General features: G+C 67.0%; 18 protein-coding genes. 2 read left to right on the top strand and 16 right to left on the bottom strand.

All coding sequences use genetic code 11. From position 1 onward, the window contains the following. Positions 1-22: 22 nt before the first annotated feature. From HBE64_RS08415 to HBE64_RS08400, 4 genes are all read right to left on the bottom strand, one after another. Positions 23-1,069 carry a hypothetical protein gene (locus HBE64_RS08415; RefSeq protein WP_167100276.1) on the bottom strand — a complete coding sequence of 349 codons (1,047 nt, stop codon included), beginning with the start codon at positions 1,067-1,069 and terminating at the stop codon, positions 23-25. A 24-nt stretch (positions 1,070-1,093) separates the two neighbouring features. Then, positions 1,094-2,326: an acyl-CoA dehydrogenase family protein gene (locus HBE64_RS08410; protein ID WP_167100273.1), complete on the bottom strand. Its 1,233-nt coding sequence runs from the start codon at positions 2,324-2,326 to the stop codon at positions 1,094-1,096. A gap of 145 nt (positions 2,327-2,471) precedes the next feature. Further along, positions 2,472-3,425, bottom strand: coding sequence for a LysR family transcriptional regulator (locus tag HBE64_RS08405; RefSeq protein WP_167100270.1), 954 nt, complete (start codon positions 3,423-3,425; stop codon positions 2,472-2,474). Between the two features lie 59 nt (positions 3,426-3,484). Next, entirely contained in the window at positions 3,485-4,477 is a 993-nt protein-coding gene (locus HBE64_RS08400) for an isopenicillin N synthase family oxygenase (protein WP_167100267.1), read from the bottom strand. 152 nt (positions 4,478-4,629) lie between these two features. Between HBE64_RS08400 and HBE64_RS08395 the strand changes: the two genes are divergently transcribed. Then, positions 4,630-4,896, top strand: a complete 267-nt coding sequence (locus tag HBE64_RS08395) for an ANTAR domain-containing protein (RefSeq protein ID WP_167100265.1) — start codon at positions 4,630-4,632, stop codon at positions 4,894-4,896. A gap of 9 nt (positions 4,897-4,905) precedes the next feature. Here the strand turns inward: HBE64_RS08395 and HBE64_RS08390 are convergent, their stop codons facing one another. The 10 genes from HBE64_RS08390 to lepA all read right to left on the bottom strand — a co-directional run bounded on the left by HBE64_RS08390 (position 4,906) and on the right by lepA (position 16,743). After that, positions 4,906-5,688, bottom strand: coding sequence for an ABC transporter permease (locus tag HBE64_RS08390; protein WP_167100262.1), 783 nt, complete (start codon positions 5,686-5,688; stop codon positions 4,906-4,908). Further along, complete coding sequence (locus HBE64_RS08385; protein ID WP_167100260.1) at positions 5,685-6,437, bottom strand: ABC transporter ATP-binding protein; 753 nt, start codon at positions 6,435-6,437, stop codon at positions 5,685-5,687. The genes HBE64_RS08390 and HBE64_RS08385 overlap by 4 nt, the downstream gene beginning before the upstream one ends. 50 nt (positions 6,438-6,487) lie before the next feature. Beyond that, positions 6,488-7,723 (bottom strand): acyl-CoA dehydrogenase, encoded by a 1,236-nt coding sequence (locus HBE64_RS08380; RefSeq protein WP_167100257.1) that lies wholly within the window; start codon positions 7,721-7,723, stop codon positions 6,488-6,490. Continuing rightward, complete coding sequence (locus HBE64_RS08375) at positions 7,720-8,709, bottom strand: N-acetyltransferase (RefSeq protein WP_167100253.1); 990 nt, start codon at positions 8,707-8,709, stop codon at positions 7,720-7,722. Before HBE64_RS08375 ends, HBE64_RS08380 begins: the two co-directional genes overlap by 4 nt. 157 nt (positions 8,710-8,866) lie before the next feature. Beyond that, positions 8,867-10,393 carry an APC family permease gene (locus HBE64_RS08370; protein WP_167100251.1) on the bottom strand — a complete coding sequence of 509 codons (1,527 nt, stop codon included), beginning with the start codon at positions 10,391-10,393 and terminating at the stop codon, positions 8,867-8,869. Positions 10,394-10,512: 119 nt separating this feature from the next. Beyond that, complete coding sequence (locus HBE64_RS08365) at positions 10,513-11,904, bottom strand: LLM class flavin-dependent oxidoreductase (protein ID WP_243841539.1); 1,392 nt, start codon at positions 11,902-11,904, stop codon at positions 10,513-10,515. Next, on the bottom strand, positions 11,901-13,211 hold the full coding sequence (locus HBE64_RS08360) for an NtaA/DmoA family FMN-dependent monooxygenase (protein WP_167100248.1): 1,311 nt from the start codon (positions 13,209-13,211) through the stop codon (positions 11,901-11,903). Before HBE64_RS08360 ends, HBE64_RS08365 begins: the two co-directional genes overlap by 4 nt. A gap of 81 nt (positions 13,212-13,292) precedes the next feature. Next, positions 13,293-14,000: a sensor domain-containing protein gene (locus tag HBE64_RS08355; protein WP_243841538.1), complete on the bottom strand. Its 708-nt coding sequence runs from the start codon at positions 13,998-14,000 to the stop codon at positions 13,293-13,295. Positions 14,001-14,056: 56 nt separating this feature from the next. Next, positions 14,057-14,770, bottom strand: a complete 714-nt coding sequence (locus tag HBE64_RS08350) for a sensor domain-containing protein (RefSeq protein ID WP_167100246.1) — start codon at positions 14,768-14,770, stop codon at positions 14,057-14,059. 53 nt (positions 14,771-14,823) lie between these two features. Continuing rightward, on the bottom strand, positions 14,824-16,743 hold the full coding sequence (gene lepA, locus HBE64_RS08345; protein ID WP_371744118.1) for a translation elongation factor 4: 1,920 nt from the start codon (positions 16,741-16,743) through the stop codon (positions 14,824-14,826). Between the two features lie 34 nt (positions 16,744-16,777). Between lepA and HBE64_RS08340 the strand changes: the two genes are divergently transcribed. Further along, a complete protein-coding gene (locus HBE64_RS08340) occupies positions 16,778-17,380 on the top strand; it encodes a type II toxin-antitoxin system PemK/MazF family toxin (protein ID WP_208300590.1) in 603 nt (200 codons plus the stop codon). 4 nt (positions 17,381-17,384) lie between these two features. On the opposite strand, the gene HBE64_RS08335 is transcribed toward HBE64_RS08340, so the two are convergent. Beyond that, complete coding sequence (locus HBE64_RS08335) at positions 17,385-18,497, bottom strand: LLM class flavin-dependent oxidoreductase (protein WP_167100238.1); 1,113 nt, start codon at positions 18,495-18,497, stop codon at positions 17,385-17,387. Between the two features lie 121 nt (positions 18,498-18,618). After that, complete coding sequence (locus tag HBE64_RS08330) at positions 18,619-19,050, bottom strand: CBS domain-containing protein (protein WP_167100236.1); 432 nt, start codon at positions 19,048-19,050, stop codon at positions 18,619-18,621. Positions 19,051-19,080 lie beyond the last annotated feature (30 nt).

Raw genomic sequence — 19,080 nt, 5'->3', positions numbered from 1 at the left:
GTCTCTCCTAGTCTCGACGCGGTCACCCGGCCAGGGCCGGTTCGTGGGCGGCCGTGTACTGCTGCCAGGCCACCAGCACCGCCTCCAGCTGCTCGGCCGAGTGCCGCCCGAGACCGCATTCGGTCGACAGGCCGAAATCGGGGAGAAACTCCGCCGCCACCGCCGCGCGGGCGGCGGCCCCCTGTGCACCGTCCTCGGCATGCAGGAGGCCGAGGTAGAACTCCGTCTCCGGTTCCAGGGCGAGGTCAGCCAGCGGCTGCCAGTGCGCACGCTTAGTCCACGCGGCCACCGTCGCGGCCTGGATCGCATCGATGCGGCGCGAGACGTGCCGCGACAGACCGTTGGATACCGCCACGATCGTCGAGGCATCGCGCGGCAGGATGTGCCGTCCACCGCGGGCGGCGGCCTCGGCGTTGGGCGGCTCCCCCATGAACGGCGAGGCCCCGAACTTGGAGTCGCCGTAGCACAGATGGAACGTCAATTCGGCGTCGTCGTGTACCCAGTCAGCCACCCTCGCAGTGGCGGCGAAGATCGGTTCGAAACCGTCATAGGGGTTCTCGAACCAGCCCTCGATCGTTGCCAGTTCCGTCGGCAGATCCCACTGGATGGCAAGGTCCGCGGGCGGGATCGCGTCCTGCACGGCATCGACACTGTGCCGCAGGGCTTGCTCGTAGGCGGCGGCCACCTCGACCCGATCGTCGAACTCGACAAACGAGTTCACCGCGTTGAAGGGGGTCGGGATCGACACCAGGAATCGCGAGCCCTCCTGCAGCACCCCACTTTCGCGGGCCTGGCGGAATTTCGCATAGGACTCCGCGGCGATGCTGTGGTAGTCGACGGGGCCGAAACTCACTGCGACGCCGGGCCGAACCCTGGCCCGGTCGCCGACCACGTCCAGGGTCGGGTTGTTCAGGAAGTGATCCGCCTGGGTGAACACCCAGTTGGCCCGGTCACCGGGCTCCCCGTCGGGAACCCTGCTCACGCCGGGTTGTAGCCGAGCGCCCACGAGCCGAAAGGCATCCTCGACGGTAGGGACGTTGATACTGCCGGTGACATAGAACTTGGTCATGAAAACTCCTGTGAGAAAACAGGTTTACAAGAGAACGCCGAGGCGCGGCGGACGGGTGCCGTGCAGCGTGTGATTGCCGAGGTGGACGTACTTCCACCGGGCCGGGTCGTGCAGGGAATGCACTCGGATATTGCGCCAGTGCCGATCCAGGGCGTGACGGCGGTCGGTCGCCGAGGCGCCGGCGAGTTCGAACACCCCGCTGGCGATCTCCACGGCGAACTCCTGGGCCAGCGCCTTCGCCGCGGCGACCTGCAGTGAGGCCGCGGCCGCGGAATCCCTGGTCAGCTCCGCCTCAGCCAGTGCGTCGTCGACCAGTCCGGCACCGTGCGCCAGCAGTGCCTCCAATGCGAACAGCCGCGCCGTCAGTTCGCCGAACCGCCGGATGACGTGCGGCTCGTCGGCCGCGGAGTCGACCTGGGCCTCGAACCATGGCCTGCTGGTGGTGCGGACGAACTCGGCGCCGTCCTCCAACGCTGCCCGCGCGATTCCGATGTCCACTGCGGCGTGCAGGGCTTGGTCGAACGCACCGAGAACAGACGGGTCCGATGTGACCGGGTCGGGATCGGGTCCCTCGTCGATCACGAACTCGTCGTCGACCACCACGCCGTCGAAAACCACCTCGCCGCTGGCCGTGCCACGCTGGCCGAAGGACGACCACTTGTCCAGATGCAGTGCGACACCGACGTCCTCGGGCCGGACGAAGACCGTCGCCCCGTGTGCCGGATCGGTGCCGGGGATGCGCGCCGCGACAGCGATCCAGGTCGCACCGAGCGAGCCGGTGGCGTAGTACTTCGTGCCGTCGAGCACCCATCCCCCCTCCGACCGCCGCCGCACCGTGGTGAGTCTGTCCACCGAGGTCCGGGTCCCACGCTCCACGCTCGCGTTACCCAATTGGGCACCGGCCAGTACATCGGCGAAAATCCTTGGTGCAGGATCATTTTGACCCAGTCCGCGAATCGCCGCCGACAGCACGTAGTGGGACAGCAGCAGCTGACCGACCGCGGAGTCGGCCCGGGACAGGATGCGCAAGACCTCGACCGCCGTCGACCGTGGAAGATCAGGCCCGCCGTGTTCGGCAGGCACGATGATGCCCAGCAGCCCCGAAGCCCCCACCTGGCGGAGTTGCTCGACGGGAAGCACGCCGTCGATCTCCCGTTGGACGGCACCGGCGCCGATGTCGGCGGCAAGCAGGTGCGCGACCGCGAGGGCCTCGTCGGCCGAGTGCAGCACCGGGGCTGAGGTTTGGGCGGTGGTCATGGCAATTCACTCCTGGCTAGATGTGCGGTGGATGGGGGTGGATGGGACATCGGTTGTGCGGGAATCTCATTGGTCACCTATGCGGTTCGGCGATCGGGTTGATGACCAGGAATGCTAGGCGGAGAATTGGCGGGGCGAGCCGGTGTCAAGCGACGCTGAACGGGTGTGCAGGAATGCTGTACACCTCGTCGGCGGCAAGCCGCGCACCAACTGCCTGGATGAGGGCGACCAGCGCTGCCAGTGCCGTTCCACGCCCGGGCGGCTCGGCAGTCGCCACCGCGATCCGCCGTACCGGTCGCCGGCCGGCGACCCGTCGTACCGCCACGTCCGATCGCGATCCGGAGGCCGCCAGCGAGGGCACCAGTGACACCCCGAAGTTGGCGGCCACCAAACCCTGCACGGTGGCGTAATCCTCCGCGCGGAAGGTCACTGAGGGCGCGAAACCGGCTTGGCGACAGGCATTGTGGAACACCCGGGTATCCGGACAGGTCCCGGTCGCCGAGCTCACCACCCATTGGTCGGTGGCCAGGGCCGGCAGCGGCACTTCAGCTGCCGCGCAGAGTCGGTGATCGGACGGCAGGACGACGAAGAACTCGTCGTCGTACACCGGGACGGCCACCACGTGCGGGTACTGACTGCGTTCGCCGGGGACTTCGGTGATGATCGCTGCGTCCACTCCCCCGGCGGCAAGCAGGGCGACGCCGTCGTCCGGATCGGCGTCGACGATCTCCACGTCGGTGCCCGGGTAGCGGCTGCGAAACCTCGCCAGCGCGCGGGGCAGGATCGCCGCGGCCGCACTGGTGAACGACGCGACCCGCACGACAGCGGGCGCTGCCGTGGCCAGTCGGGTGAGGTCGCGCTCGGCGGCGTCAATGGCGTCGAGGATCCGCTCGGCGTGCTCGAGCAGCCTGGTGCCCGCGGCGGTGACTTGAGCACCCGACGGACCACGCACCAACAAGGTCGCTGCGAGTTCGCGTTCTAGCGCCGAAATCTGTTGCGATACAGCCGAGGTCGTGTAGTTCAGGGTGGCCGCTGCACCGGACAGCGAACCGCACCGGGCAACCTCCTGCAGGACCCGCAGCCGGCGCACATCGAACACCCTGTTCAAGCTAGCGCCGGGGGCCGCACCCGCCCATGGTTGTGCTCAACACGAAGAAATCAGTATGCCGCGGCCGGCCCTGCGGGTTTGATCCCGTGGTGCAGTTCAGCCACGTCGGGGTGCGCTCGGGTCCGCGACTTCCACGCGTTCTCGCCGTAGGTGTTGAAGATGGGGTTGTCCGGGTCGGCCTCCACACCCCGGGAGCGGGCCGCCAAGTCGGGCGGCAACGCGATGATCGGGATGGTCGCGTCCAGACCGGGGTTGACGAAGTACGGGATGGACACCCGATCGGTGCCGGGCTCCGGCGCCAGCACCCGGTGGCGGGTGGCGCGCAGATATCCACCGGTGGCGACCTCGAGTAGCTCCCCGATGTTGACGACGAAGGCGCCGGGCACCGGCGGGGCGTCGAGCCACTGCCCATCGGAGAGCTCGACCTGCAGGCCGGTGGATCCGGGCTCCAATAGCAGTAGGGTCAAAACGCCCGAATCCTTGTGCGTACCAACGCCTTGCCGATAGTCGTCGCGCCCCGGGTACCGGACCACCTTTATCAGGGTTGCGGGCCGGTCGGCGAAAGCCGCGTCGAAGGTGTCCTCGGCGGCCCCCAGTGAGGCCGCCCAGTGCCGCAACAACCGCAGACCCAACGCGGACAGGCTGGCGTCCCAGGCTTCGAACGCCGCCCGAAAGCCCGGCGGCGAGGACGGCCACAGATTGGGGCCCTGCAGCCGCCAGTAGCCCGTCGCGCCGTCGATCACCGGGCGTTGCGGACCGATGTCGATCTGCTCACGCCAGTCGACTTTGCCGTTGGTCAGCTCACCACCGAGGCGCGAGTAGCCCCGGAACTGGGGGCTTTTCAGCTGGCTGATCTCGGCTTTAACATCGGCCGGCAGCGCGAAGAACTCTCGCGCCAGCGCCAGCACCTGCCGGGCCTGCTCGTCGTCGACCCCGTGGCCCACCAGATAGAAGAAACCGAAGTCGTGGGCGGCCTCGCGCAACCGCGACCGAAACGCCTGCGGATTGCCGTCGGCCTGCCTCAGGTCGAGTACGGGGAGCACGTGCGCCATTGTGCGGGACCGGCGGTGGGCACCGCCACGGGCCTTCACGAGAACTACACGGGTCTGAAGCAGGTCGACACGGCGGAATCCACCTCGGATCATCGTGCACCGATCTCTTGTCCCGCGACCGCGGCCACCGCGACGATGAACCCATGAGCTACCGCTACGTTGACACCTCGCGCCGAGTCATCGATCTGGCGACCGGCATTCTGGTCGGCCTGCGCGGCTGCTCGGAGCGGGAGGCGTTCGCCGAGCTGGTCGCCGCCGTCCACCGGACCGGGGTCGGCCTCGGCGCGATCGCCCGCGCGCTGGTCGCCATCGCCGGACCCGTCGACCAGTCGGTACCCCATCAGGCCGAGGCGTTCGACCTGTGGGCCGATCTGCTCGCCGCCCGCCCGACGACGTTCGCCACCCGATAGCGCTACCGGTCAGGCCTTGAGCTGGTCAGACCCGAAGATCACCGCCGACCACACCGACAGGCCCAGCGCAAGCGCCCACACCACGGCCAGCGCCGCACCGGCGCTGACATCGGCATCTCCGAGAAGCCCGATGCGCTCCACCTGCACCAGCCAGAAGACCGGATTGACCCGGCTCAGCAGATCCCAGACATGGGGCAGCTGCCGCACCGAATAGAAGACGCCCCCGAGGAAGCCCAAGGGCAGCAGGATGATCGACTCCATCGAGTAGACGTGGTCCAGCGACTTGGCCAGGCTGCCGGCGATCACGCCGGTCTGTGCCGCGACCACCAGAACCCCGAGCGTCCCGAGGGCGAAGACAACCGGACGGGCCACACCGGCGGTGTGGGTCAGCGGCAGGGCGATCGCCAGCACTGCGGCACCGACGATCGTGCCGCGGGCCAGCCCCCCGGTCACCAGTGCCGCGTTGATCTCCCACCATCGCAGTGGGCTGGCGAACACATCATGGATGTACTTGTCGCGACGGGCCTCGAACAGGCTCGTCGTGCCGTTGAAGAATCCGACGTTGACGATGGCCTGGGCGAACAGACCGGGAACGATGAACTGTCCGTAGGGAATTCCGGCGATTCCGTCCACGTGGTTGCCCAGAGCCGAACCGAACACGATGACGAACAGGATGGTGGACAGTACGGGCCCGACAATCGTGTACTGCCAGATGTTGAGGAAGCGCAGGATCTCCCGCTCGGCCAACCACAGAAACGGCGCCCGCTCGAATGCCACTCGGGAGCTGCTCATCGGGCACCCTCGCGGCTGATGACCCGGTGGTAGACCTCGGAGATGTCGCGTGCCCGGTGCCGTCGGCGCAGTGTGGCCGCCGAGCCCCGATCGACGATCCGGCCGGCCACGATCAGAGCGAACTCGTCGCAGAGAGTCTCGGCTTCCTCGAGGTAGTGGGTCGTCAGCAGGATCGTCGTTCCGCCTGCGTTGAGTTCCTTTGTCAGCCGCCAGATCTCGGTGCGCAGCGCAACGTCGACACCGGCGGTGGGCTCATCGAGGATCAGCAACCGCGGCCGGTGCATCAATGCGCGCGCCAGCACCAACCGGCGCTGCATACCGCCGGAGAGTTCGTAGGCCCGCGCGGTGCTCTTGTGCCCCAGCTCGAAAAGCTCCAGCAACTCGTCGGCGCGGCGGCGCGCCGTCGCGCGCCCGATCCCGTGATAGCCGGCGTGGTACACGAGCAGCTGGCGGACCGACAGGAATCGGTCGAGGTTGATCTCCTGTTCTGCCAACCCGATCAGGCGACGCGCGGCCCGGGTGGTGTGATCGTGGCCGAAGACCCGGAGCTGACCGTCGGTCGGACTGACGATGTTGCACACCGAGCCGATGAGCGTGGTCTTGCCGGCTCCGTTGGGTCCCAGCAGACCGAAGATGGTGCCCTCGGGCAGTTCCAGGTCCAGGCCGTCGACTGCGGTGAAGCCCCCGCGGTAGACCTTGCGCAACCCCTTGATCGACAGGGCGGGCGGCGAAGGCTCAGCAGATGTCACACCGAAAGTGTGCACCGTTGCTGGACACAACGTCGGCTCGGGTGGCTGGCTCAGTTGCCCTGCCCGCCACGGCCCAGTGACGCCAGGTCGGCCACCGGATCGGCACGGTTGATCAGCCAGTCACCGAGGATCCGGGCCTTGTACACCCGCGGATTATGCGAGGCCAGCGTCCGCGCGTTACGCCAATGCCGGTCCAGTCCCAGCCGTTCGGACACCCCGGAGGCCCCGAGTGCATCGAAGACGTGCGTGGTGGCCGACAACGCAGCGGCGATGATGACCAGCTGTGCCTGGTCGACGGCGACCTCCGCGTCGATCAGACGCTGACGCGCATCGGCGGGGTCACCGCTGATCCTGCCTTCGACGATCCGGTCCAGGGCACGGCTGCTGCGCGCGAGCGCGGACTCCGCTGCGAACACATCGGCCGACACCTCACCGATCACCTGAAGTAGCTGGGGGTCGGCGGCCGGGACCGGGGTCAGGCCCTGCGGATAATTCCTGATCCGCTCGGTCAATGCCGTCGACCCGTCCCGCAGTGCGGCTTTGGCGATTCCGGTCAGCACCGAGTGCATCGCGTTCTGATAGAAGTGGCCCTGATAGCTGAACCGGTCGGTCGCCGGGAACACGTCCCCACGGTCGGCGCGCGCCCGCTCGTAGCGTGCGGTACCGCTGGCCGTGGTGCGCTGACCGAATCCCTCCCAGTCGTCGACGAGGGTGACGCCGACATCGTCGCTGCGGACCAGCGCCGTCAGGAGTTCGCCGTCATCACCACGCCCGAGGACGTCGAGCCAGTCCGCGTAAAGGCTACCTGTCGCATAGTATTTCGCGCCGCTGACCAACCAGTGGTCGTCCTCGGCGGTGATCGTCGTCGTCAGGTTGGCCAGCGGAACATTGTTGGCCTCGGTCCATCCGCCGCCGACGAACTCGCCACCGAGGAAGCGTTTGATCCAGGTGTCGTTGCCGTCGGTGACCTCAGCGTTGAGCCTGTCCTCGACAAAGGCCAGATGATTGCGCCAGACATGCGCGACGTTGGAGTCGGCGGCGGCCAGGTCGGCCAGCAGCTGGAACGTCTGCTCCAGGGAGGCACCGAACCCGCCGTTGGTCGCCGGAATGCGCAGCGTCCCGAAGCCGGCGTCGTTGAGCCAGCGCACCTGCTCGTAGGGAAACACCCGGTCGCGTTCACGTTCGACACTGGCCTCGGCGATCTTGTCGAAGATCGGGCCGAACGCTGAGGACAGATCGGTGTCCGACGCCGTCGGAACAGCAAGATAAGTCGTGGATTCGGTCATGACTGCGCCCCTGCGGTATCGATCCGGTAAGCCGACTGATGCGACACCGTGACATAGCCGAGGCGCCGGTAGAGCAGATGGGCCTTGCTGCGGTTGTTGATATCGGTGCCTAGCGAGGCAGCGGTCAGTCCGCGGCGCAACGCGGCCAGCCAGATCTTGCGCAGCAGGAGCTCGCCGATTCCATGCTTGCGCTGGTCGGGCCGGACACCGATGTAGTCGGTGTGAGCGCTGCGCTCCTCGCCCGGTGCTGTCCCCGAGGTGTAGGTGGAGCCCAACACGTAGCCGACGACCTCGCCACTGTCATCCACCGCGGCATTGCTGAAATCCGGTGTGAATGATCGGCTGTGAATGTGGTGCTGCCAGTCCTCGGGCGTCTTCGACATGTTGCCGAAGTGCTCCAGGAAGGTCGCATGCTGGAGTTGGCGCACCTGCTCGCCCAGCCCGCGGCTGATGATCTCGGGCCAGCCGATCACCGTGATGCCCGGAATGCGGTACTGCTCCAACGCATCCTCATCCTCGGTATGCAACGGCTTGCGAGTACCGACGAACTGGGCCTCTCGCACGGCACCCCGCCGTTTGAGGGCATCGATCACGTCGGTCTGGTCGTCGCCGAGGATGACGCGGAAGAACGACCCTGCGATGGCCGCCGATTCGCGTTCGAAGCGGCGAACTGTCAGCCCGATGACATCGTCGACGATGTCGGAGGGCACCTCGCCGCCGAACGCGAAGTCACCGAGGATCTCGGGCTGTTCACCGTGCGGGTGATGCACCGCCGCGTACCCGCGCACCCGGCCGCGACTGTCGCGCACGACACGCGTCTGGAAGGCCCCGTCCAGCTGCTCGGCCACATCGCGGGAGTCGGCGGCGAACTTGCGGCCACCCAGTCCGGGAGTGGTCGCCAGAAAGTCGGCGATCAGCGGATGGTCGGTGGGTGCGATCGGGTTGACCGACCAACTACCTGTCACCGAAATGTCGAGCAGTGTCATTTCTTGCTCCTTGGCGGCGGGACCGAGATGCCCACCAACGTCGCTTCGTTGAGCCAGCTCAGTTCGATGCTCTCCGGTTGCTTCAGCTCGCGCGGAGGTGTTGTGGCAGTGAGCCATCCACTACGGATCGCGGAGAAGAACAGTCGAGTGCGACCGCTCATTTCGCCACCGCCTGCTTGTCGCGGTCGTCGTCGTGCCGGGGGGCCTCGTCGGTGAGCACCTCGAGGATTCCCTCGTCGATCAGCCGCTGCTGTTCGGCCTCCGACAGCGTCTGGATGGTGCCGAGGCGGGCGGCCACCTCGGGCCGGGTCTTACGCAGGTAGAGGTACCAGGCCAGGCCGGCGGCGAGCAGACCGAGGAAGACGAACGGCAGGATGTTGAACGGGAACTCCGGAACCGGGTAGAAGTTGGAGAAGATCACATAGCCGATGCCCAGTGTCGCGGCAACAGAGACCACGAGCCGGGTCACGTTGAGCGCGTTGATCTTCCGCAGCCAGATAGGTGTTGCGATGACGACAAGGAGGTAGCTGACCAGGAATCCCCAGTTGGCCACGTAGCCGCCGTAGACGTCGAACACCAGCCGGCCCACCGAGCTGAAGGTCGCAGTCGCCGAGAAGATCAGCGCCAGAGCTCCGACGAAGACGATGCCCACCCACGGCGTCTTGTATTTGGCGTGCACGCGGGTCAGCGCCTGCGGTAACGCACCTTCGTGGGCCAGGGTGAACAACGACCGGGCGGCGGCGGTGGTCACCGCGGTGACGAACACGATGTAGGCGATCGCCACCGTCAGACCCACGACATAGTTGACCCACGAGACCCCGGTGACGTCGGCCAGCTGGGGCAGCACGGCCTTGTCCCCGTCGATGGCGCCGAAGTGCAGAATCTGCGGGTACGTCGTGAAGATGTAGAGCACACCGATCAGCAGCACCACCCGCAGCAGCGAACGGGCGATGTTTTGGTGAGCATTCTTGGCCTCCGCGCCAAGAGACGCCACACTTTCGAATCCGGCGTAAGAACCGACTGCGCTCACTGCGGCGATGAAAGTGGCACTGTTGCCCAGGTGCGAGAGGCTGAACTGCTCGGTGTCGATGTGTGCGCCGTAGCTCACATAGGAGGCCACGATGATCACCAGGATCGACGCGATAGCAATTACCTCGAAGGCCAGTTCATATTTCGCGGCGATCGCGACACCCCGGATGGGCAGGAACGTGGCGGCGGCGACCACGACGACCACGAGCAGCAGTCGGAACCAGGCCGCCTGCGAACCCAACCCGATGGACTCCAGGAACGAGTCGAGATACAGCACACCGCCGAGGGTCCCGGTGATGGCGAACCCGATGTAGCCCAGCAGCAAGCTGAACCCGGCGGCGTAGGCGAAACCGGGACCGAGGCCGTTACCGGTGTAGGTGCCCAGCGATCCGGACGACACGGTGCGTTTGGCCTGGAAGCTGATCGTCGTCGCGATCAGGATTGTCAACGCCAGACCGATCAGTACCGCCCACGTGGCACCCCCGCCGGCTGCGACGAACAGTCCGAAGGGCACCGACGCGATGGCCACGCTGGGCGCCGCCGCGGCCAGACCCTGGGCGAACACGCCCCAGGGGCCCAGCGCTTCTCGTTCCAGCCCGGTGGATTCTGCCGCGGTCAGCCGACGGCCACCGAGTCCGATGTGTGATGTGGACATGACGTTACCTCTCTGAACCCGGCGTGCATCACCGGCGCCACGCAAGTGCCTGGCACGCAAGGGTTTTACCTGTTGTTGATGTGATAGTTACGGTGCCGGAAAGCTTTCCGTACCGTCAGTTATCGAATCGCTGAGATTCTTTTGCGGTATGCCGAACCCGGATGGTCATCCGGCAGATAGGCCGATCCGGCCGGGAACAGTCGCTGGCGCAACGTCTCCCCCGGGTCCGAACTGACCAGCCCCCGACGCCGCAACTCCGGTACGAGGTATTCGGCGACGTCGGCGAAGCTGCCGGGGGTGACGTGGTAGGCCACATTGAACCCGTCGACCCCGGTGCGGGCGGCATAGTCGCGAAGGCCGTCGGCCACACTGCCCGGATCCCCCACGAAGAGCGGACCGCCGAAGCCGCCGAGCTTTCCGACATAGTCGCGCAATGTGATTCGCTGCCGAAGGCCGGGATTCGCGGGGTCTTCGATGGTGGACAGGATCGAGCGACACGCGTCGGTGTCGAACTGCTCGATCGGCCGGTCGACCCCGTAGGTCGACCAGTCGACCCCGGTGAGTGCGGACAACAGAACCAGCCCGCCCTCGAGGTCGGTGTAGCGCGACAGCTCGTCAGCCTTAGCCTGCGCGGCCCGTGCCGTGCTGTCGACGACGATCTCCACCGACGTCAGGAACCGCACCGAGTCCGGCGCCCGCCCCTGTTCGACCGCCCGGCGCCGGATGTCATCGACACGCGACCGGACGACATCGGGCCGAGGGTCCGACAGGAACACCAATTCGGCGTTGCTGGCCGCGAATTCGCGGCCCGCCGTCGACGAGCCGGCCTGAAACAGCACCGGCGTCCGCTGCGGTGAGGGCTCGACCAGATGCGCTCCGGGGACGCTGAAGTAACGGCCCTCGTGCTCGATCGGATGAACCTTGTCGGGGTCGGTGAACACGCCGCGCGCGATATCGCGCACCACCGCTCCGTCCTCCCACGATCCCTCCCACAGCTTGTAGGTGACGTCCAGGAACTCCTGGGCGATGGCGTAGCGCTCGTCGTGCGGAATCTGGCGCTCGCGGCCGAGGATGTTGCGCGCAGCGCTGTCGAGTAGCGAGGTGACGACGTTCCAGCCGATCCGCCCGCCGGTCAGGTGATCGAGCGTGCTGAACTTGCGGGCCAACAGGTACGGGCTCTCGTAGGTCGTGGAGACCGTGATACCGAACCCGAGCCGGGTGGTGGCCGCGGCCATCGCCGAGACGGCGAGCAGCGGATCGGTGACGGGGGTCTGCACAGCATGGGCCAGCGCGGCCTGTGCGCTGCCCCCGAACACGTCGAGCTGGCCGACGGCGTCGGCGACGAACAGCAGATCGAAGCCCCCGGTATCGAGCAGGCGGGCCAGATCCACCCAATAGTTCAGGTCGGTGTAGTGCGCGGTGCGATCCGCCGGATGCCGCCACAGGCCGAAGTTTCCATGCGAAGCGGTCGACATGGTGAAGGCCGAGAGCACGAACGGCGCGAGGCTCATGCCGACCTCACCCGGCGCGCAGGGACGGCGAGTCCGAGATGGTCACGCAGGGTGGGCCCGCTGTACTCGTGGCGGAACAGTCCACGCTTGCGCAACACCGGAACGACCTGTTCGACGAAATCGTCGAGCTGTCCGGGAAGTCCGGAGTCGGCGAGCACGAAGCCGTCGGCTGCCCGGCCGACGAACCAGGCCTCGATCTCGTCGGCGATCTGCTCAGGCGTACCGGCCACCCGGGCGCCCCACCCGTTGACAGTGCGGTAGAGGAACTCCCGGACCGTAGGATTGCCGTCGGTGGCCAGTGCGCGGTATCCGGCCAGCGCCGTCTGGTGGGTCTCGGTGGTGGCCGGGAACGCCGAGTCGGGAACCGGCCCGTCCAGGTCGGCTCCGGTGACGTCGACGTCCACTTCGAGCAGCCAGCCCGCCTGGTACTCGGGACTGAAGTAGTCGAACTCCGCCTGCTGCAATCGCCGCACCTCGTCCTCGGTCGAGCCGACGAGGACCCGCAGCGACGGTGTGATCAGCGGTGCCTGTGCCCGGCCCTGGCGACGCGCCTCGGCCTGGATCTGCCGGTAGAACTCCTGGCCGCGGGAGATGGTGCCCTGCCCGGTGAAGATCACCTCGGCATGCCGGGCGGCGAACTGACGGCCGCGCGGCGACGAGCCCGCCTGGAAGATGACCGGCTGGCCCTGCTGCGAGCGCGCCGCTCCCAGTGGTCCACTGACCTGGAAGTGCCGGCCGCGGTGATCGGCGACCTGGATTGTGTTGACGTCGTTGAAGATTCCGCGCCGGCGATCTTCGACGATCGTCTCCTCACCCCAGCCGTCCCACAGTTTCTTGACTACCTCGATCGCCTCGTCGGCGACGGCGTAGCGCTCGTCATGGTCAACCACCCCGCGGTCGCTGAAGTTGTCTGCCGCGGCGCGGGCGAAGCTGGTGACGAGGTTCCACCCGGCCCTGCCGCCGCTGAGGTGATCCAGTGAGAGCAACTGGCGGGCAAGGTGATAAGGGTGGGCGAGCGTGGCTGAGCCGGTTACCACCAGCCCGATGTATTCGGTCACCGACGACAGCGCCGCGGTGGCCGTCAATGGTTCGAAGTCCTCAGTTGTCTTGTACGCCCAGGTGGCCGGCGGACCGAAGTTCAGTCCGTCGGGGAAGAACAGCGCATCGAAGGTGCCCCTTTCCGCGGTGCGAGCGCGTTCGATCAGCCGGCGGCGCACCGCCGACGTGCTGTTGTCGATATCGGGATGGCGCCACGGACCTGCGGAACGGGTGCTGCCGAAAGCCAGCAGATGCACTTCTCGGGACACCTTGGCAGGTTAGAACCCGTTGGTGCGCAGGCGCATCGGTTAAACCCGCCGCGAATCGAACTGTCCGGCAGCCTCGAACGGCTACTTCTTCTTGGCCGCGTTGCGCAGCATCGCGGTGACGATGCTCTTGGCCTCGTCACCGATCGAGTCGCTGCACGCCCACGCCTCGACGATCAGGTTGGTGCCGGTGGCCATCGCGTGCTGGCAGCCCCATCCCCCGGCGTCCTGCTGGTCGGCGCTCTGCGTCAGGACATCGCCGGAGGTGTCGGCCGGCCCGATGTCCCATGTCGAGTGGACCTCGTCATGGTCGATGTCGATCGAGGTGTTCTGACACGTCGTCCACGTCGACCGTGACTTCTCCAGGAACTTCTGCGCCTTGCCCGCAGTCGGGTACAACACGGCGATCTGTTCCACCCAGTGTTGGTTGTCACCGTTGGGCTCCTGCAGGACCTCGTCGCGTACGGCGGTCCAGTCACTGCCCTTGTAGACCAGTTCCTCGGCACCGTAGATGGCCCCCAGACAGTCAACATCGGACACCACGTCAGAGTTGTCGCTCATCGCGTCGCTGGACCCGCCCCCGCGGATACCCGTGGCCCCCATGATGCCGTTGATCTCCCCGGCACTGAGCATGACCCGGCCGAGGTCGGACTCCTTCAACTCGGGCAGGTTCGCCGGGACTACGCCGCCGCCTTGCGCCCTTACTGCCGTTCCCTGCACCGTCGAGGCGCAGCCGGACAGCGCAACACCGACGGCGAGAGCGGCACACACCACGGAAACGGGGCGGATCACGGGGTCATTCTCCCCCGGCTGGACGTTTCCTGTGCACCTTCCGGGCCGAACCGCGATCAGCGAGCTCGAAGGATGTTCCTGGCTGTCAGTCCGGCGATGTCAGCCGCCCGGCGCCGCGGCGTCTGCTGCGCGGGTCCGCCGGCGGTCACCGCGACGTCGACGTCGACCAGGCAGTCGCCGGCCAACTCGACCGCCCGCTCGGTGGGGAACGCGGCATCTCCCTGATTGTCGGAGTTGACCACGGTCGCCGTCAGCAGCGTTCCGTCCACCCGGACACCGGTGATCTTCTCGTAAAGCTCGGTGCCATTGGCGTCACGCAGGAACGTGGTCACCGTCGTGCCGTCGCAGGACTTCCAGCGGTTCACGAAATCGGTGAACATCCGCTGCGCCTCGGCTTCCGAACGGAACTGCACCACCCCGGTGTCCGCGCTGGACACCGCCTGCCCGCCACCGTAGTTGGCGAACTGCTGCCAGGCCGCGCCCACGACATCGCCTTTCTCGTAGACGATCCGCATGAACGGCGATACCGGCCCCAGGCAATCGATCGGCCTGGCCGTGTCGTTGTCGCGAATTCCGTTGGGCAGGACGTCGATACCGCCCTGCTGCAGTTTGGAACCGTTGTTGTCCAACGGATTTCCGACAATCTTGCTGACCTCGGCACTGCCGGGCAGTGCCGAGGCAAGATCCCGCGGTGTCACGCCGCCCGTCTGGCGCACCGCACTGCCGCCGACGGTTGCTGTGCAGCCTGCCAAGACGGCGATGCCGAGCACGGCACCAAGTATCGATCGCCCCCGAACGACACGAATGTCGTGTGTGATGTGCCCTACTTCCTGGTTTTGTCGGCGGCGGCATCGGCGGACAGCGCAGCGACGAAGGCCTCCTGCGGCACATCGACCCGCCCGATGGTCTTCATCCGCTTCTTGCCCTCTTTCTGCTTCTCGAGCAGTTTGCGTTTGCGGGTGATGTCGCCGCCGTAGCACTTGGCGAGCACGTCCTTGCGGATGGCCCGAATGTTTTCGCGGGCAATGATTCTCGATCCGATGGCTGCCTGCACCGGGACCTCGAACTGCTGGCGCGGGATGAGTTCCTTGAGCTTGGTGGTCATCTTGTTGCCATAGGCCGACGCGGAGTCCTTGTGGACGATCGCGCTGAACGCGTCGACCGCCTCGCCCTGCAGCAGGATGTCCACCTTGACCAGGTCGGCCTGTTGTTCGCCGGCCTCCTCGTAGTCGAGGCTGGCGTAGCCGCGGGTGCGTGACTTCAGCGAATCGAAGAAGTCGAAGATGATCTCGCCCAGCGGCATCGTGTAGCGCAGCTCAACGCGTTCCGGCGAGAGGTAGTCCATGCCGCCGAGCTCGCCGCGCCGGGACTGGCACAGCTCCATGATGGTGCCGATGAACTCGCTGGGCGCGATCACGGTGGTCTTGACCACCGGCTCGTACACCTCGCGGACCTTGCCCTCCGGCCAGTCCGAGGGGTTGGTGACGATCTTCTCGGTTCCGTCGTCCTGGACCACCCGGTAGACGACGTTGGGCGCGGTCGAGATCAGGTCGAGGTCGAACTCGCGCTCGAGACGCTCGCGGGTGATCTCCATGTGCAGCAGGCCCAGGAAACCGCACCGGAAGCCGAAGCCCAGCGCCACCGAGGTTTCCGGCTCGTAGGTCAGTGCGGCGTCGTTGAGTTGCAGCTTGTCCAGGGCTTCGCGCAGGTTCGGGTAGTCCGAGCCGTCGACGGGATACAGCCCGGAGTAGACCATCGGCTTGGGTTCGCGGTATCCGGTCAGCGCCTCGGTGGCACCGTGGCGGGCGGAGGTGACGGTGTCGCCGACCTTCGACTGGCGCACGTCCTTCACGCCGGTGATGAGGTAGCCCACCTCGCCGACGCCGAGACCCTCGGTGGGTTTGGGCTCCGGGGAGACGATGCCGACCTCGAGCAGCTCGTGATGGGCGCCGGTGGACATCATCTTGATCCGCTCGCGCGGGGTGATCTTGCCGTCGACCACCCGCACGTAGGTGACCACGCCGCGGTAGATGTCGTAGACCGAGTCGAAGATCATCGCCCGGGCGGGGGCATCGGAGTCGCCGGTCGGCGCGGGAACCTGGCGGACCACCTCGTCGAGCAGCTCGCGCACCCCCTCGCCGGTCTTGCCGGAGACGCGCAGCACGTCGTCGGGTTCGCAGCCGATGATGTGGGCGATCTCACCGGCGTAGCGCTCCGGGTCGGCGGCGGGCAGGTCGATCTTGTTGAGCACCGGGATGATCGTCAGGTCCCGGTCCAGGGCGAGGTAGAGGTTGGCCAGGGTCTGGGCCTCGATGCCCTGGGCGGCGTCGACCAGCAGGACCGCGCCTTCGCAGGCTTCCAGCGCACGGGACACCTCGTAGGTGAAGTCGACGTGGCCCGGCGTGTCGATGAGGTGCAGGACGTAGTCGGTGTCGGCAACCTTCCAGGGCAGCCGGACGTTCTGGGCCTTGATCGTGATGCCGCGTTCCCGCTCGATGTCCATCCGGTCCAGGTACTGCGCCCGCATATCCCGGTCAGCGACGACGCCGGTGAGCTGCAGCATCCGGTCGGCCAGCGTCGACTTGCCGTGATCGATGTGGGCGATGATGCAGAAGTTCCGAATCTGTGCCGGCGCGGTGAACGTCTTGTCGGCGAAACTGCTGATGGGAATCTCCTGGTCGGGCGGTGTTCGGAGGGCCGTTGGGCAGCTCAAGAGTATCGACACCGGCGCCGTCGAGCACAATCGCGCTCCATCCTCCTCGCCTATGCTGTCGAGAATGGCGTCGCAGTGGAAGACGTTGCAGCGGATTCTGATAGGCACTGAGCACCTGGTGTTCAACGAGGCCCCGAAGCTCATCCGTCAGCTGCAGGGTCCGCAGGGGGTGCAGCGGACCATCCAGCAGGGCCTCAAGTTCGGTCTCGACGCATTGCTCGCGACCGCCCTCGCTCCCGAGCCGCCCGCCGCGATCACCGCCGGCCGCCCGGTGACCAACAACAGCGTCCCGAGCGCCCACCGCGCCCGCAAGGTGGTCTACGCCCCCGACCTCGACGGACGTGCCGACCCGGGCGAGATCGTCTGGACCTGGGTGGTCTACGAGGACGACCCCACCCGGGGCAAGGACCGGCCGGTTCTCGTCGTCGGCCGCGACCGGCAGGTCCTGCTGGGGTTGATGCTGTCCAGCCAGCATCACGGGGAGGACCCGAACTGGATCGGGATCGGTGCGGGTAACTGGGACTACGAGGGCCGGGCCAGTTGGGTGCGGCTGGACCGGGTGCTCGACGTGCCCGAGGAGGGCATCCGGCGCGAAGGGGCGATCCTCGACGCGGTGACCTTCGAGCTCGTGGCGACCCGGCTGCGCGCCGAGTACTCCTGGAGCTGAGCGCTCAGACCGCCGCGCCAGACCGTTCGGCGTCGCGCACCACCGGCAGCACGCCGCTGCCGACATGGGCGATCTCGTCGATCTGGGGATAGCCGGACAGCACGAACTCGCTGATGCCCAGGCGGGCGTACTCCTCGAACAGTGCCGCGACATCGGCGTAACTGCCGACCGCGGCGGTACCCGCGCCGTCGCGCAGCAGGCCGGGTCCGGCCCACAGACCCGGATGCACCTCGAGGCTGCGGGCATCCAGGAGTTCCCCGTTGGTCAGGGCGGCCATCCGGCGCTGCCCTTCCGAGCCCGAACGCAGGAAGCGCTCATGAGCGGCGCGGACCTGCTCGGCGGTCAGGTCGGCCAGCAGCTCCTCGGCGCGGGTCCAGGCTTCCTCGCGGGTGGGCCGGGCGACGGTGTGCACCCGAAGGCCGTAGCGCAGGGTGCGCCCGTGGCGGGCCGCGGCGGTGCGCACCTGATCAATCTTCTCGGCGACCTGGTCGGGTGTCTCACCCCAGGTGAGGTAGACGTCGGCGTGCTCGGCGGCCACCTCGATGGCCTCCGGTGACGACCCGCCGAAGTAGATGGCCGGCGCCTCGGGCACCGGGTAGGCGACGCGGGCGTTCTCCACCTGATAGAACTCGCCACGGAACGAGAACTCGCCGCCGCGCCACACACCGCGAAGAATCGACAGGAACTCGCCCGTGCGGCGGTAGCGGGCCGCTTTGTCGAGATGGTCGCCGTAGCGGCGCATCTCGAGGTCTTCCCCGCCGGTGACGATGTTGAGCGCCAACCGGTTGCCGGTGAACCGCTGGTAGGTGCTGACCTCCTGGGCGGCCAGGGTCGGCGAGAGCACCCCGGGCCGGAACGCGACGAGGAACTTCAGCTTCTCACTGTGCTGTGCCAGAGCCGCGGTGGCGATCCAGGAGTCCTCGCATGCCGAACCGGTGGGGGTCAGCGCCGCCTCGAAGCCGAGGTGTTCGGCGGTGCGGACCAACTTGGTCAGGTTCTCCAGTGTCGGCAGCAGATGCGACTGGGCGCGTCGTTCGAAGTCGAGCTGATTGTCGGCGATGGTGGTGGTGTCACCATGGGTGGGCAGATACCAGTGGAACTTCAGCTGGTCACTCATGAAATCCGTTCGACTCCCCATCATTTCAGCGCAGACGCACCCCTGCGCAGGATGACAGGATCGAGCCGGTGAAGCGATATTTCAAACCACGGTGATTGCAGGCCTACATCACCCAGGCCGGCTAGCCGCCCTGGGTGATGTAGGCCTGCAGTTGCGCTTGTTCGGCCTGCAGTTCCTCCATCCGGTTCTTCACCACGTCGCCGATGCTGACGATGCCGACCAGCCGGCCGTCGTGCAGGACCGGGACGTGCCGGACCCGATTGTTGGTCATCAGGGCGCTGAGATCGTCGATGTGATCCTCGGGCGTGCAGGTCACCAGCACGCTGCTCATGATGTCGCCGACCTGGCGGTGCAACAGGTCGGGGCCGTGCTCGAGCAGGGTGCGCACCACGTCGCGTTCCGAGACGATGCCCAGCACACCGTCGGGGCCCACGACCACCATGGCGCCGATGTTGTGGGCGGCCAGTTCGGTCAGCAGGCCTTTAACCGTGGTCGTCTCGGTGACAGTCGCCACCGCCGAGCCTTTGCTCCGCAAGATGTCCGCGATGCGCATCGTCACTCCTTTGTGATCGACCTCACACCA

Origin of the sequence: Mycobacterium sp. DL592, from assembly GCF_011694515.1 — a bacterium.
GTDB lineage: Bacteria > Actinomycetota > Actinomycetes > Mycobacteriales > Mycobacteriaceae > Mycobacterium.
The sequence above is the reverse complement of the archived record's forward strand: the minus strand, read 5'-3'. Positions and strand labels throughout refer to the sequence as shown.